Source organism: Nocardia sp. CNS-044, assembly GCF_059570515.1.
The window spans coordinates 190,302-207,608 of record NZ_JCANSX010000006.1 but is presented as its reverse complement, the minus strand read 5'-3'; the positions used below and the strand labels follow the sequence as shown (position 1 = coordinate 207,608).

Sequence of the window (17,307 nt, the reverse complement as noted above, 5' to 3'; positions counted from 1 at the left end):
CGGCGATGTGCGCGGCACGGGCGGACGAACCCGTGCCGTGACCACCCGTAAATACTTTGGAATTCCGCCTTGTAGACGTTATTTCGCCGACGAGTCGCGGTGACCGTAAGAAGACCTGGAGCAATAGTGACGAAGCCCGACGACAATACTCAGAAGCTCGCTCAGGCGTTACGCGTCTCACTCAAGGAGACGGAGAGGTTGCGTGCCCGCAACCGCAAGCTCGACGCAGCCCTTCGCGAACCTATTGCGATCGTGGGTATGGCATGTCGTTATCCGGGTGGTGTCGGCTCTCCCGAGGACCTCTGGCAGTTGGTCTCGGAGGGGACCGACGCGACGTCGGAGCTTCCCGAAAATCGAGGCTGGGATACCGAACGTCTCTACGATCAGACCGGCGAAAAACCGAACAGCACCTATACCCGTGAGGGTGGATTCCTGCATTCTGCCGGCGAATTCGATCCGGCGTTCTTCAATATCAGTCCCAGTGAAGCCGCGCTGATGGATCCGCAGCAGTTCCTGCTGCTGGAAACCTCTTGGGAGGCGTTCGAGCGGGCCGGCGTCGACCCCGGCTCGCTGAAGGGAAGCCGGACCGGTGTGTGGGTCGGCATGATGTATCACGACTATCCGGCCAATGCGAATTCGGGATCTATCGCGTCCGGTCGGGTCTCGTACGTGTTCGGCCTGGAGGGACCGTCGGTCACCGTTGACACAGCGTGTTCGTCGTCATTGGTGGCAATGCACTCGGCTGCGGCGTCGTTGCGGTCCGGAGAGTGCGATCTGGCGTTGGCCGGTGGCGTGGCGGTGATGGCCACCCCAGAGACCTTCGTAGAGTTCAGCCGCCAGCGCGGGCTTGCCCCGGATGGGCGGTGCAAGTCCTTCGCCGATGCCGCCGATGGGGTGGGCTGGTCCGAAGGTGTTGGCGTACTGGTGCTGGAGAGGTTGTCCGACGCGCAACGCAAAGGTCATCAGGTGCTTGCGGTGATCGCTGGTTCCGCAGTGAATCAAGATGGTGCGTCGAATGGTTTGACCGCCCCGAACGGTCCGTCGCAGCGTCGGGTGATTCGGGCGGCGTTGGCGAACGCCGGGGTGTCGCCGGTCGATGTCGATGTGGTGGAAGCCCACGGCACCGGCACGACGTTGGGTGATCCGATCGAAGCCCAAGCCCTGCTCGCCACGTACGGCCAAGACCGTGACGCCGATCGTCCCCTGTGGCTCGGGTCGTTGAAATCCAACATCGGTCACGCTCAAGCCGCCGCGGGGGTCGGCGGTGTGATCAAGATGGTCATGGCGATGCACCACGGTGTGTTGCCGAAGACGCTGCACGTCGATCAGCCCAGCACCAAAGTCGATTGGTCCGAGGGGCATGTGCGGTTGTTGACCGAGCCGGTGCCGTGGCCGGCGTCGGATCGCCCGCGTCGTGCCGGTGTGTCGTCGTTCGGCATCAGTGGTACCAACGCGCACGTCATCGTGGAGCAGGCCCCGGTGGCCGAGCCGGTGGCGGAGCAGGCTTCGGTGCCGGTGGCGAAGACTGTCCCGATCGGCGGATTGCTGCCGTGGGTCGTTTCGGCGCGCAGTAGTGAGGCTCTTGCGGGTCAGGCTGCCCGCCTGGCGTCTCATATCGGTGATCACGACCCGGATCCGGTGGATGCCGGTTTCTCCTTGGCATCCACGCGCGCTGTTTTCGAACATCGCGCCGTTGTCGTGGCCGATGACCGTGATGGTCTGCTGGCGGGAGTGCGGGCGCTGGGCCGCGGTGAAACGACTCCCGGCGTGGTGACCGGCCGCGTGGTGCCGGGTTCGACGGGTGTGGTGTTCTCCGGTCAGGGTGCGCAGTGGGCGGGTATGGCCGTCGAGCTGCGCGGCGCGTATCCGGTGTTCGCGGAGGTTTTCGATGCCATCCTGGTTCAATTGGATCGCGCGCTGGGACAGTCGGTTTCGCTGAGCGAGGCTTTGTCGAGCGAGGACATGGTCGATCGGACGGTGTTCGCGCAGGCGGGGTTGTTCGCGTTCGAGGTGGCGTTGTTCCGGCTGCTCGAATCGTGGGGTGTCCGCGCGGATGTGGTGGCCGGTCACTCGATCGGTGAGATCGCCGCCGCGCATGTGGCCGGGGTGTTGTCGCTCGAGGACGCGTGTGTGCTCGTGGCGGCGCGTGGCCGGTTGATGCAGGCGTTGCCTGCTGGTGGGGCGATGGTGGCGGTTGGTGCGTCCGAGGCCGACGTGTCGCCGTTGCTGGCTGGTGAGGTGTCGATCGCGGCGGTGAATGGTCCGGCTTCGGTGGTGCTCTCCGGTGTCGAGGAATCGGTCCTGGCTGTTGTCGAGGTCTGCGCCGAGCGTGGGTGGCGGACGCGTCGGTTGCGGGTCTCGCATGCCTTCCATTCGGCGCTGATGAAACCCATGCTTGCCGAATTCGCCTCGGCGATCGAGGGTTTGACGTTTGCCCGGCCGAACATGCCGTTGGTGTCGACGGTGACCGGTGTGCGGGTCACCGATGAGATGTCGGATTCCTCGTATTGGGTGGGCCAGGTTCGAGACACCGTGCGATTCGCTGATGCGGTCACCGCGATGGCTGGTATGGGTGTGTCCAGATTCGCAGAGGTCGGCCCCGATGCGGTCTTGACCCCGATGGTCGCCCAGACTCTCGACGACGGGTCTGCCGCGGTGGTGGCTCTGGCGCGTCGGGACCACACCGACCCGTCCACGGTGTTGGATGGGGTGGCCGGATTGTTCGTTTCCGGCGCCGAGGTGGACTGGACCGGTTTCTACGCCGGTTGCGGGGCCGAGCGAATCGATCTGCCCACCTACGCGTTCCAGCACGAGCGTTTCTGGCTCGATGCCAAGCAGGTGTTGGCGCAGTCGTGGCTGGGTGCCGAGCTTGGCGGGATCAGCTCGGCCGGGCTGGATGTGGTGGATCACCCGCTGCTCGGTGCTGTTGTGCCGCAGCCGGATTCGGGAGGCATGAGCTTCACCGGCCGGTGGTCGGCGGACTCGGTGGAGTGGCTGGCCGACCACAGTGTGCTCGGAACCGTGTTGCTGCCGGGAACCGGGTTCGTCGAGCTGGCGGGCTACGTCGGCGGTGTCCTCGGCTGCGCCGTAGTGGACGAGCTCGTTCTGCACAGCCCGTTGATGTTGCCGAGTGAGGGCAGTGTCACGGTGCAGGTTGTGGTTGCCGCCGCCGATGAGGCCGGTCGTCGACGGCTCAGTGTCCATTCTCGGCAAGAGGGTCCGTGGTCGCTGCACGCCGAAGGCATGCTCGCTCCGGGGCAGGTGGCGGCTGATTTCGACCTCACCGCATGGCCTCCCAGCGGCGCGCAGCCGATGCCCATCGATGGTGCGTACGACGAGTTGCTGGATGCTGGGTACGGGTACGGCCCGTTCTTTCAGGGCTTGCGGGCGGCGTGGCGGCGCGGTGACGAGTTGTTCGCCGAGGTCGCGCTGCCGGATCCGCGGGAAGCCGAGGGTTTCGGCATTCATCCGGCGCTGTTCGATTCGGCGTTGCATGTCGCGATAGTTCATGGCCTGCGCGGTGGTGGCGAGGGAACCCCCGCGTTGCCTTTCAGTTGGAACCGCGTGGTGGTGCACTCGGCCGGTGCTGCCTCGGTGCGGGTTCGTGTCGTGCTTCATGGCGATCGGTTCGCCGTGCAGATGGCCGACGAGCACGGCTACCCGGTGTTGTCGTTGGGCGCTTTGGTGTCTCGGCCGGTGTCGGCTGATCGCCTGGTCGTCGACCGGGTCTCGGATGCTCTTTTCGGCGTGGAATGGATTACAGTTCCGCCGCTGCCGTCGGGGACCGTCGAGCCTGGCCGTGTGACGGTACTCGGTTCCGGCCCGAGTTCCGGTGCGGAACGGCGTTATCTCGATCTCGCGGCGTTGATCGCCGACCTGGATTCGACTCCCGATTCTGTTGTTCCCGACCTCGTGCTGCTCGAGTGCCCGCACCACGAGGGTCCGCCGACAGCGACGGCACGGCAAGTCGTGACCGGTATTCTCGGCACCGTTCAGGCCTTCCTGGCCGAAACCCGTTTCGCCGGTAGTCGATTGGTTGTGCTGACAAGGCGCGCGGTGGCCGTCGAGGGTTCGGAGCAAGTGGATCTGGGGCAGGCGCCGGTGTGGGGGCTGCTGCGTGCCGCGCAGGCGGAGCACCCGGGTCGATTCCAGCTTCTCGATCTTGCTCAGGACGGCGTGGACCAGGACCGTGACCCGGTCTTCGTCGCGACCGTCGCAGCGGCTGCCGCGACGGAACCGGAGGCCGCACTACGCGGCACGACCCTGCTCGTGCCGCGATTGACCCGCCACGCACCCGGCGCGATCGCCCAGCCGACCCAGCCGGGCACCGTGCTGGTGACCGGCGGCACCGGTGGCCTCGGTGCGGTGATCGCTCGGCATCTGGTGACCGAACACGGTGTGCGCCAACTGCTTCTGACATCCCGACGAGGCCCGGATGCTCCCGGTGCCACTGAGCTGCGTGCGGAGCTGATCGAGCTCGGCGCCGAGGTCACCGTTGCCGCGTGCGACGTCTCCGATCGGGATGCGCTGGCGGCGCTGCTGGACAGCATCCCGGCCGAGCATCCGCTCACGGGTGTGGTGCACGCGGCCGGAACCGCCGACAACGGCCTGATCGAGTCGCTGACGCCGGACCGGATCGACCATGTCTTCCGGCCCAAGCTCGACGCGGCATGGCATCTGCACGAACTCACCCGCCCGCACTCGCTTTCGCTGTTCGCGCTGCTGTCGTCGGCGGGTGGGCTCGTCCTCGCCGCCGGTCAAGCGAACTACGCCGCGGCGAACGTCTTCCTGGATGCTCTCGCCGCTCATCGTCGCACGCTGGGATTGCCCGCGACCTCGGTGGACTACGGGTTGTGGGTGCAATCGACCGGCCTCGGCGCCGAGTTGTCCGAGGACGACTTCGATCGGATGCGCAGGCAGGGCTTCCCGCCGCTGACCGAGGCCGAGGGCCTGGCATTGTTCGATGCCGCGATAGCCACCGATACCGCCCAGCTGGTGGCGCTGCGCGTCGACCCGGCCGTGCTTCGAACCAGGGGCGAGCAGATCCCCGCTCTGGTCCGCACGCTCGCACCGGTCACCGTGCGCCGCCACAACCGAACGCCAGCGGATCAGGCCTTCGCGCACAAGCTGGCCGGTCTCTCCGATACCGACCGCAAGAGCGCTCTGCTCGGCCTCGTCCGATCGGTGGCTTCCGAGGTCCTCGGTCATGCCTCTGTCGAGGCTGTCGAACCTCAGCAAGCGTTCCAGCAGCTCGGGTTCGACTCCTTGCGCGCCATCGAGTTCCGCAACAAGCTCAACGTCGCGACCGGTCTGCAACTACCTGCCACGCTCGTCTTCGATCAGCCCAATCCGCAGATCGTCGCCGAGTTCATCGATTCCCAACTCACCGGTACGAACCAGGACATCGAGGTCACCGCCAGCAGAGCTGGTGCGGACGAGCCGATTGCCGTGGTGGCGATGAGTTGCCGCTACCCCGGCGGTGTCGCCTCGCCGGAAGATCTGTGGCGGGTGGTCGCTTCGGGCATTGATACCACGGGTGAGTTGCCGGTGGATCGCGGCTGGGATATCGAAGGCATCTACGATCCCGAACCAGGTAAGGCGGGGCGGACCTACACCCGCCAAGGTGGATTCCTCTACTCCGCAGCGGAATTCGACGCGGACTTCTTCGGAATCAGCCCCAACGAAGCCACGATGATGGATCCCCAGCAGCGGTTGCTGTTGGAGGTCTCGTGGGAGGCGCTGGAACGCGCCGGTATGAATCCTGCGGTACTGCGCGGTAGTCCGACCGGGGTTTTCACCGGCGTGATGTACCACGACTACGCCCAGTCAACCGGGACCGGCAGCAGCACGGCCGGCAGTTTGGTCTCCGGTCGCATCGCTTACACCCTGGGGTTGGAAGGCCCGGCCGTGTCGGTGGATACGGCGTGTTCGTCATCATTGGTGGCATTGCATCTGGCCGCGCAGTCGCTGCGGTCGGGGGAATGTGATCTGGCGTTGGCCGGTGGTGTCGCGGTGATGTCCACTCCGGACATGTTCCTCGAGTTCAGCCGGCAGCGGGGGTTGGCGCCGGATGGGCGGTGTAAGTCGTTCGCCGACGCGGCCGATGGGGTGGGCTGGTCCGAAGGCGCCGGTGTTCTGGTGTTGGAGCGGTTGTCCGATGCTCGCCGCAATGGTCATGCGGTTTTGGCGGTGATCGCTGGTTCGGCGGTGAATCAGGATGGTGCGTCGAATGGTCTGACGGCGCCCAACGGTCCGGCACAGCGGCGGGTCATTCGCCAAGCACTTGCGAACGCCGGTATCTCGCCGGTCGAGGTCGATGTGGTCGAAGCGCATGGCACGGGTACGACTTTGGGTGATCCGATCGAGGCGCAGGCGTTGCTGGCGACCTATGGGCAGGACCGTGACCAGGATCGTCCGCTGTGGTTGGGGTCGTTGAAGTCCAATATCGGTCATGCTCAGGCGGCGGCTGGGGTGGGTGGTGTGATCAAGATGGTGATGGCGATGCGGCACGGTGTGTTGCCGCGGACGCTGCATGTGGATCAGCCCAGCACCAAGGTCGATTGGAGCGAGGGTCATATCCGGTTGTTGACCGAGGCGGTGGCGTGGCCGGGGGTGGATCGGCCGCGTCGTGCCGGTGTGTCCTCGTTCGGTCTCAGCGGCACCAACGCTCACCTCATCGTCGAACAGGCTCCGGCAGCTGATCCGGCTCCCGTGCCGGTGGCCAAGACCGGCCCGGCCGGTGGAGTGCTGCCATGGGTGGTCTCGGCGCGTACCGGCGAGGCGCTTGCCGAGCAGGCCAGGCGCCTGGCGTCGCATATCGACGATCACGACTCGATCGACATCGGCTTCTCTCTCGTGACTTCGAGAGTGTTGTTCGAGCATCGGGCAGTGGTGCTGGCACCCGACGGCGATGGCCTGAAGGCCGGTACACAGGCGTTGGGTCGCGGCGAGACGGTTCCGGGTGTGGTGTCCGGTCGTGTGGTGCCGGGTTCGACGGGTGTGGTGTTCTCGGGTCAGGGTGCGCAGTGGGCCGGTATGGCGGCCGGGCTGCGGGCCGTCTATCCGGTGTTCGCCGAGCACTTCGATGCGGTTGTGGCCGAGTTGGATCCGATGCTGGGGCAGCCTGTTTCGCTGGTGACGGCGTTGGCGGACGGTGAGCTTGTCGATCGGACGGTGTTCGCGCAGGCGGGGTTGTTCGCGTTCGAGGTGGCGTTGTTCCGTTTGCTCGAATCGTGGGGTGTTCGTGCGGATGTGGTGGCTGGTCATTCGATTGGTGAGGTCGCTGCTGCGCATGTGGCTGGTGTGTTGTCGCTGGCGGACGCGTGTGTGTTGGTGGCGGCGCGTGGCCGGTTGATGCAGGCGTTGCCTGCTGGTGGGGCGATGGTGGCGGTTGGTGCGTCCGAGGCCGATGTGCTGCCGTTGCTGGTCGATGTCGATGGGGTGTCGGTCGCGGCGGTGAATGGTCCGTCGTCGGTGGTGCTGTCGGGTGTCGAGGACGCGGTCGTGGCTGTGGTCGATAGGTGCGTCGAGCGTGGCTGGCGGACGCATCGGTTGCGGGTCTCGCATGCCTTCCATTCGGCGTCGATGGAACCCATGCTTACCGAATTCGCCTCGGCGATCGAGGGTTTGACGTTTGCCCGGCCGAACATGCCGTTGGTGTCGACGGTGACCGGCGCCCGGGTCGTCGATGAGATGTCGGATCCGGCGTATTGGGTGGGTCAGGTCAGGGATACTGTCCGGTTCGCTGATGCGGTTGTCGCGATGTCTGGTATGGGTGTGTCCCGGTTCGCCGAGGTCGGGCCGGATGCGGTGCTGACCCCGATGATCGCCCAGACCCTCGATGACGGGCAGGTGAGCTCGGCTACTTCGGGTTCTACTGTGGTGGCCTTGGCGCGTCGAGACCATGCCGACCCGTCCACGGTGTTGGGCGGGTTGGCCGGATTGTTCGTTTCCGGCGCCGAGGTGGAGTGGGCCGGTTTCTACACCGGTACCGGCGCCAAGCGAATCGACTTGCCTACCTACGCTTTCCAGCGTCGGCGCTATTGGATGCCCGAGGGGTCCGCCGGTAGTGGTGACGCTCGATCGATGGGTCTGGTGGCCACCCGACATCCCTTGGTCTCCGCGGTGGTGTCGCAACCGGATTCCGACGTGGTCGCCGTCAGTGGCAGGTTGTCGCTGCGGACCCACCCCTGGCTGGCCGATCACAGGATCGTGGACACCGTGCTCTTCCCTGGTACGGGCTTGGTCGAACTCGCCTTGCACGCCGCGGAGCGAGTGGGCTGTTCCAGCCTGGACGAACTGATTCTGCGGGCTCCGCTGGCGTTGCCGGAGTCGGCAGGCGTCGCGGTGCGTGTCGTAGTCGGTGGCGAGGACAGCGCGGGGCGTCGCGGGGTGCGGATCTTCTCGCGCCCTGATGACGACATCGACTCGGCGTCATCATGGACGTTGAACGCCGAAGGCGTGCTCGCACCAGGAGCCGGCGGCTCGTCGGTGGATCTGGTGCAGTGGCCGCCCGCCGGTGCGGTCGCGGTCGATATCGATGGGGCTTACGACTCTCTCGATGCGCAGGGCTACCACTACGGTCCGGTTTTCCAGGCACTGCGGTCGGTCTGGCGGGGATCCGACGGGCTCTACGCCGAGATCGAATTGCCTGAGCAGGCCCGGCCCGAAGCGCAGCGTTTCGGCATGCATCCGGCGTTGCTGGATGCGGCGCTGCACGCATTGCGTTTCGCCGATGACACCTCGGCGGACGGAACCGGTTTGGCGTTGCCGTTCGAGTGGTCCGGTGTCACGGTGCACGCGGCTGGGGCCGATGCGTTGCGTGTTCGGCTCACTCGTGTCGGTGCGCATGGGGTTGCTCTGGATCTCGCGGACTCGACCGGTGCCGCGGTGGCGACGGTGCGGCAGTTGGCTTCCCGGCCGATCGATCCCGCGCAGCTCACCATCGGTACACCCATTGCTCGCACCGCTGTGTTCGATGTCGGCTGGACACCGATTGCGGTGTCCGAGGCTGAAGTCGCCGCGGTCGCATGGGCGGATCTCGGTGACGAGGTTCCGGCCGTGGTGGTGCTGGACTGCCCGGCGGGTAATGATCCCGCCGCCGTTCGTGCCGCGACCCATCATGTGCTGCAGGCACTTCAGCCCTGGATTGCTGATCGTCGATTCGGCGAGTCGGTGCTGGTGGTCCGGACCAGTGGTGCGGTATCCGTTGCCGGAGAGAATATTACGGACTTGGCGGGCGCCGCTGTTGGCGGTCTGGTGCGTTCTGCCCAGGCGGAGAACCCTGGCCGGATCGTACTGGTCGACACCGATTCCCGAGATGCCGATTCCGAACTCGGTGCGCTGCTGGGTGGGATTCTGGCGGCGGAGGAACCGCAGGTGGCCGTGCGCGGCGGGCAGGTATACAGAGCGCGACTCGCCCGAGTCGTCGCCACTGCCGCGACCGCTCCGGCGACCGACTCCTTCGACCCCGACGACACAGTTCTGATCACCGGTGCCAGCGGTTACCTCGGTGGGTTGTTCGCGCGCCACCTGGTCGACGCACATGGCGTGCGCCGACTTCTGCTGTTGAGCCGGCGCGGTGAGTCTGCTCCCGGAACCGCCGAGCTACGCGCGGAGTTGCAGCGTCTCGGCGCCGAGGCCGACTTCGTCGCCTGCGATATCGCCGACCGCGGCGCGCTCGCCGCGGTGCTGGCGGGCGTGCCTGCCGGTCATCCGCTCACGGGCGTGTTCCACATGGCTGGTGTGCTCGATGATCGTCCCATCGCTTCTCTGACGCCGGATCGGTTGGACGCGGTGTTGAGGCCCAAGGTCGATGCCGCCCTGCATCTGCACGAGCTGACCGCGGATCTGCCGTTGAAGGCGTTCGTGCTGTTCAGCTCGGTGGCCGGCGCGTTCGGCAATGCAGGTCAAGGCAACTATGCCGCGGCCAACGCCTGCCTGGACGCCCTGGCGGCACACCGCAGGGCAACCGGGCGCAGGGGCAAGTCTTTCGCCTGGGGGCTCTGGAGCACGGACGGGGGGATGGCCGCAGAGCTCAGCGACGTCGACCGGCACCGCATGTCTCGTTCGGGCATGCTGCCGTTGTCGGAGGAACAGGGCCTCGCGCTGTTCGATGCCGCGACAGGAATGGACAACGCCGCCCTCGTCCTGGCCCGCTTCGACCTGGATGCCATGCGCAGCGCGGGATTCACCGCGCCCGCCCTGGTTTCCGCGCTGGTTCCGCATCGCCGGATGGCGGCTTCGGTCGCGTCCACGGCACTTCGCGCCCGTCTGGCGAACACTCCCGACAGTGAACGTTTCGGTGTACTCGTCGAGATCGTCCGCGGTCAGGTCGCGGCGATTCTGGGACACCAGAACGCGAACGCGATTGCGGCCGACAAAGCCTTCGGTGAGCTGGGTTTCGACTCGCTCACCGCTGTCGAGTTCCGCAACGCCCTCAAAACCGTGACAGACCTGCACCTACCCGCGACCCTGGTATTCGATTACCCGACACCACAGGCTTTGGCCGAATATCTGGCCGACGAGCTCACCGGCACGGGGCGGGATGTCGAGGTCACCGCCAGCAGAGCTGTCGACGACGACCCGATTGCCGTGGTGGCGATGGCTTGTCGTTATCCCGGTGGTGTCGCCTCGCCGGAAGACCTGTGGCGGGTGGTCGCTTCGGGAGTCGATGCCACCGGTGAGTTGCCGGTGGATCGTGGCTGGGATATCGACGGCATCTACGATCCCGAACCTGGCAAGGCCGGTAAGACCTACACACGTCAGGGTGGATTCCTGTATTCGGCGGCGGATTTCGATGCGGATTTCTTCGGGATCAGTCCCAACGAGGCCTTGAACATGGATCCGCAGCAGCGGTTGCTGCTGGAGACCTCGTGGGAGGCGTTGGAACGCGCTGGTGTGGATCCGGCTGCGCTGCGCGGCAGTTCGACCGGGGTTTTCACCGGCATGATGTACCACGACTACGCCCAGGGAACCGGCAACAGCGCTGCCGGGAGTTTGGTGTCCGGGCGAGTGTCGTATGTGTTCGGTCTGGAAGGGCCGTCGGTCACCGTGGACACCGCGTGTTCGTCATCGCTGGTGGCATTGCATCTGGCCGCGCAGTCGTTGCGGTCGGGGGAATGTGATCTGGCGTTGGCCGGTGGTGTCGCGGTGATGGCGACACCGGAGATCTTCGTGGAGTTCAGTCGACAGCGGGGGTTGGCGCCGGATGGGCGGTGTAAGTCGTTCGCCGACGCGGCCGATGGGGTGGGCTGGTCCGAAGGCGCCGGTGTTCTGGTGTTGGAGCGGTTGTCCGATGCTCGCCGCAATGGTCATCCGGTGTTGGCGGTGATCGCTGGTTCGGCGGTGAATCAGGATGGTGCGTCGAATGGGTTGACCGCGCCGAACGGTCCGTCGCAGCGGCGGGTGATCCGGCAAGCCTTGGCGAATGCGGGGGTGTCGCCGGCCGAGGTGGATGTGGTCGAAGCGCACGGCACCGGCACCACCCTCGGGGACCCGATCGAAGCGCAAGCGCTGCTGGCCACCTATGGGCAGGACCGTGCTGTAGATCGTCCGCTGTGGTTGGGGTCGTTGAAGTCCAACATCGGTCATGCTCAGGCCGCCGCCGGTGTGGGTGGTGTGATCAAAATGGTCATGGCGATGCGGCACGGTGTATTGCCGCGGACGCTGCACGTGGATCAGCCAAGCACCAAGGTCGATTGGTCCGAGGGGCATATCCGGTTGCTGACCGAACAGGTGGCGTGGCCGGAGACAGATCGGCCGCGTCGGGCCGGTGTGTCCTCGTTCGGGATCAGCGGCACGAATGCTCACGTCGTCATCGAGCAGGCCCCGGCTGTGCAACCAGAGCCGGTGACCAAGACTGTCCCGGCCGGTGGTGGGCTGCCGTGGGTGGTTTCCGTGCGTAGCGGTGCGGCTCTTGCTGGGCAGGCTGCCCGGCTGGCATCGCATGTCGTCGATCACGACCTGGATCCGGTGGACGTCGGTTTCTCGATGGCGTCCACCCGTGCTGTGTTCGAGCATCGCGCGGTTGTCGTCGCCGATGACCGCGATGGTCTGCTCGAAGGTATGCGGGCCTTGGCCGCCGGTGCCCAGGCGCCGGGTGTGGTGACCGGCCGTGTGGTGCCGGGTTCGACGGGTGTGGTGTTTTCTGGTCAGGGTGCGCAGTGGGCGGGCATGGCCGCCGGGCTGCGTGCGGCGTATCCGTTGTTCGCCGAGCATTTCGACGGGATCGTGTCTCGACTGGATCCGCTGCTGGGGCAGTCGGTTTCGTTGGACGCCGCGCTGGCGTCCGATGATCTGGTCGACCGGACGGTGTTCGCGCAGGCAGGGTTGTTCGCCTTCGAGGTGGCCTTGTTCCGCCTGCTCGAATCGTGGGGCGTTCGCGCGGATATGGTGGCCGGTCACTCGATCGGAGAGATTGCCGCCGCGCATGTCGCGGGTGTGATGTCGCTGGCGGATGCGTGTGTGCTGGTCGCCGCGCGCGGCCGGTTGATGCAGGCGCTGCCCGCGGGTGGGGCGATGGTAGCGGTCGGTGCTTCGGAGGCGGAGGTGCTGCCGCTCCTGGCTGGTGAGGTGTCGATCGCGGCGGTCAACGGTCCGACGTCGGTGGTGCTCTCCGGTCTCGAAGACACGGTTGCGGCTGTAGTCGACACGTGCGTCGAACGTGGTTGGCGCACGCGTCGTTTGCGCGTCTCCCACGCTTTCCATTCGGTGTCGATGGAGCCGATACTCGCCGAATTCGCGACGGCGATCGAGGGCTTGACGTTCGGTCGCCCGAGCATTCCCTTGGTGTCCACGGTGACCGGCGCCCAAATCGTCGACGAGATGTCGGATCCGTCGTATTGGGTCGGTCAGGTGAGGGACACGGTGCGCTTCGCCGATGCGGTCGCCACGATGGCAGGTATGGGTGTGACCCGGTTCGCCGAGGTCGGCCCCGATGCGGTGCTGACACCGATGATCGCCCAGACCCTCGACACCGCGACCGCAATCCCGCTGACCAGACGAAACAACGCGGCTCCCGCGACCGTGGTGACAGGTCTTGCCCGGTTGCACGTCACCGGTTCGGCGGTGGATTGGGCGAGCTACTACGCGGGCACCGGAGCCACGAAGGTAGACCTACCGACATACGACTTCCAGCGCCGCCGCTTCTGGGCCACGGGTCCACGGCACACCGGAGGGGCCCATGCACTCGGTCTGCGATCCGCCGAGCACCCCATGCTGGGCGCATTGGTGGCGCAGCCGGAGAATGGGGGCGCCAGATTCAGCGGCCGCCTGTCCACGGTTACCCATCCCTGGCTGGCCGATCACGACGTGCTCGGCACCGTGCTGCTGCCCGGCACCGGATTCGTCGAGCTGGCCGTTTACGCCGGAGGCCAGGTCGACTGTCCAGAACTGGAGGAGCTCACTCTTCTCGCGCCGCTCGTGCTCCAAGGGCATGGCGGAGTGCAGGTCCAGGTGGTCGTCGGTGGCGGTGACGAGTCCGGTCGCCGACGGGTCGACATCTACTCGCGTAATGACGACGACGATCCGTCGGTCCCATGGGCGCACCATGCGCAGGGCACCGTGAGCCCGATCAGCGAGTCCGACGAACTGGAAGGCTCGGCCGACCTCGCGCAGTGGCCACCGGCCGGTGCTTCCGAGATCGGTTTGGCGGACGCTTATGCCGAACTCGCCGACAACGGGTACAACTACGGGCCGGCTTTCCAAGGACTGGAGGCACTTTGGCGCCGGGACGAGGTGCTCTTCGCGGAGGTCACGCTGCCCGAGCAGACCGCTACCGAGGGCTATGGCATACATCCGGCACTGCTCGATGCGGCCATGCACGCACTGCCCTTCGGTCTCGCGCAGACCGTGGGCGAGGACGCCGAGCGGCCGACCCTCGTTCCCCTCGCTTGGTCTTCGGTGCGTTTGCACGCCGACGGCGCCCGGCGGGTGCGGGTTCGGTTGACCTGGACGAATCAGGGGACAGTCGCCCTGGCGATGGCCGATTCCGATGGCGCGCCTTTGCTTTCCGTAGGGTCCCTCGCGTTGCGTCCGTTGTCGCCCGAGCTGCTGTCGGCCGCGACCCGGTCTTCGCGGGACGCGCTGTACGAGGTCACCTGGCGGCCCGGTCCGGAGCTGCGATCCGTGGCAGGCGTCTCCTGGGCCGAGTGGGGTGCGGCGGAGCAGGCCTCGGTCTTGCTGTTCCGGCCCCCGTTCGGCGGCGTGGACGTGCCGGTCCGGCTGCGCACGGCCTTGCACAGTACGCTCGACGTCATCCAGGAGTTCGGGCGGGAAGAACGCTATGCCGCAAGCACTCTGGCGGTGATCACCGACTCCACCGACCCGGCCGCGGCCGCGGTGTGGGGCCTGGTGCGCGCGGCGCAGGCGGAGAACCCAGGGCGATTCGTACTCGTCGACGCTCACGCGGAGACAGCGACGGATCACCTCGTCGCCGCGACGATGTCGGGCGAACCGGAACTGGCTGTAGACGCGGACGGAACACGGGTGCCACGGCTGAAGCGTGCCACCTCGACCGAATCGGAGCGGCAGGCGCCTTGGGATTCCCAGCGGACTGTTCTGATCACCGGTGGTACCGGCGGGATCGGTAGCCACCTCGCCAAGCATCTGGTGAACGCGCACGGTGTGCGACACCTGCTGCTGGCAGGCAGGCGCGGACCAGCCGCCGCCGCGGATCTCATCGAGGAACTCGATGCTCTCGGCGCACAGGTTCGCGTGGTCGCCTGCGACGTCACGGACCGTGACGCGCTGCGAGACCTGCTGGCCTCGATACCCGCGGAGCATCCGCTCGGCGCGATCGTCCACGTGGCGGGCGTTGCCTACAACGGGCTGGTCGATACCTTGACGCCGGAGCAGATCGACTACTGCCTCGGTGCCAAGGCCGACGCCGCCTGGTATTTGCACGAGCTGACCCGTGACGCCGGGCTGTCAGCCTTCGTGCTGATCTCCTCGGTGGCGGGCTTGATACTGCCCGCGGGTCAGGGCGGCTACGCGGCGGCCAACCTGTTCCTCGACGCGCTCGCGACCCACCGTCGTGTCGAAGGTTTGCCCGCTACCTCGCTCGCCTATGGCCTGTGGGACATGAAAACTGGCCTCTCGCAATGGCTCAGCGAGGCCGACCGGCAGCGGATGCGCCGCCAAGGTCTGCCGCCTCTGGCTGCGGACAAGGCGCTCGAGCTGTTCGACGCGGCATTGTGCACGGACCACCCGGTGCACGTTCCGGTCGAGATCGATCCGGCCGCACTGCGTGCGCGCGACGCGGTGCCCGCACTGCTGCGCGACTTGGCCAAGCGGACCGGCCGAAGGCAGAGCACCGGAACGCGGGATGCCGTGGCGGTTCGCAGGCGACTGGCACAGCTCTCGGAGGCCGAACAGGAACAGTGGCTGCGGACGCACATACTCGAGAACGCCGCCAGACTGCTGGGACACGAGAGCGCCGATGCGCTGGACCCCGAACGGGACTTCCTCGAATCGGGGTTCGACTCCCTGGCTGCCATGGAGTTGCGAACCACGCTCAACGCTTCCACCGGTCTGACACTGCCGACGGCCGCGATCTTCGATCACAAGACGCCGGCGGCACTGGCCCGATACCTGTGCAAGGAGCTCGCCGCCGACTCCCGAAGGGGCGCGGAGATCGGTGGCGAAGACGATTCGTTGTACGGGATGTTCCGTGGCGCGGTAGCGTCCGGCCAGGCGGGCAAGGGCTTCACCTTGTTGCGGGCGGCGGCGGAGCTGCGCGAGCAGTTCTCCTCGGCACACGAACTGGACCGGCTGCCGGTGCCCACCCGGCTCGCCGCGGGCCCCATCCTGCCACGCATCATCTGCCTCGCTCCGCCGCTGGCTACCGGCGGCGCACATCAGTACGCGCGGCTCGCCTCGCACTTGCGCACTGCCCGTGACGTATTGGCACTATCGCCGATCGGTTGCCGGACGGGAGAGCCACTTCCGACGACGCCGACGGCGGCCGCGGAAGCAGTGGCGCGCGCTGTCCTCGATGCGGCACAAGGAGATCCGTTCGTTTTGGTCGGATACTCCTCGGGCGGCCTGTTGGCCTACCTCGTCACCGAGCACCTGGAAGCTGCTGGTGGCCCAGCGCCCGCCGCGGTCGTCATGGTGGACACCTACAAGGTGAACGACGATGGTGAATGGCTGCTTCGGGCGATGGCCGAACACATGGTGTCGGCGGAGGCTACGTTCGGTCGCTTCGACCAAGCCCGGCTGACCGGCATGGGCCGGTATGTGCGGCTCCTGAAAGAGATGGTGCCCGGCTCCGTCGAAACGCCGACGTTGTTCGTCCAGTGCGCCGAGAACTTCCTGGAGAACTCATCGGATCGGGTGAACTGGCAGGCCGAACCGTGGGATCCGGCGCATACCGTTGTTTCGGTACAGGCCGACCACATCACGATCCTGGAGGACGGCTCAGCGGCTGTCGCCGAAGCGATCGAAGATTGGCTCGAGAGCTAGGAACAACGACCGGGTGGGCGACTTGCCCACCCGGTCGTTCCGTCAGCTCGACAGCGCCCGAGCGCAATGATCGCGGATCAGCTGTGCGATCGGCCGGCAATTCGAATCGATGAAGAAATGACCGCCTGGAAAGGAGGTCGCGAAGAAGCTTCCGGAGGTGTGCGAGCCCCATACCTCGATCTCCGCGAGACCCGCATCGGGGTCACGATCGCCGGTGATCGCGACGATTGGGCTGCTGATCATCGCATCCGCACGGCACTGGTAAGTCTCGATGGCTCGGTAGTCGTTCCTGACGACAGACAGGATCAGCTCTCGAAAGTCTGGATCCTCGAGCAACGCCGCTGGTGTACCGCCGAACTGCAGGAGATGCTCACCGAGTTCTCGATCGCTCAGCAGGTGCACTCGCAGTTGGGACTTCGCCGCCGAAGGGGCGCGCCGACCCGAGGCGAACAGGACTCTCGGGCCGGCTACCAATTCGCGCTCGAGCCGCCTGCAGGCCTCGAAAGCTACGACAGAGCCCATACTGTGCCCGAATATGGAGAAGCTCTCGGCATCGTCGACCGCTTCTGTCAGTTCGGGAAGCAGGCCGTCGACGAGATCCGCAATGTTGTCCACGAGCGGTTCGTGCCTTCGGTCTTGCCGGCCCGGATACTGGACAGAAAGAACGTCGTATTCCGGTCCCATGCACTTGGCCAATGGTCCGAAAGATATGGCGGAGCCGCCGGCGTGCGGAAAGCAGAACAACTTGTGGGATCCATCCCCGGTCGCGGGGGACAGGCGACGTAGCCAGCTATTACCCATTGGGCGGAAAGCCTTTCGTGACGACACGGATGCGCACCACCG

The 17,307-nt window shown here is 66.3% G+C and carries 2 protein-coding genes; one reads left to right on the top strand and one right to left on the bottom strand.

Going from position 1 to position 17,307, the window contains the following annotated elements:
- The first annotated feature begins 126 nt into the window (after positions 1-126).
- Complete coding sequence (locus T333_RS09715) at positions 127-16,464, top strand: SDR family NAD(P)-dependent oxidoreductase (protein ID WP_496424267.1); 16,338 nt, start codon at positions 127-129, stop codon at positions 16,462-16,464.
- A gap of 42 nt (positions 16,465-16,506) precedes the next feature.
- On the opposite strand, the gene T333_RS09710 is transcribed toward T333_RS09715, so the two are convergent.
- Positions 16,507-17,265 (bottom strand): thioesterase II family protein, encoded by a 759-nt coding sequence (locus tag T333_RS09710; RefSeq protein WP_496424759.1) that lies wholly within the window; start codon positions 17,263-17,265, stop codon positions 16,507-16,509.
- Between the last annotated feature and the right edge of the window lie 42 nt (positions 17,266-17,307).

Bases quoted from the DNA above. Each gene is read 5' to 3' on its own strand.
- T333_RS09710 (WP_496424759.1), bottom strand. From the start codon at position 17,265: ATGGGTAATAGCTGGCTACGTCGCCTGTCCCCCGCGACCGGGGATGGA.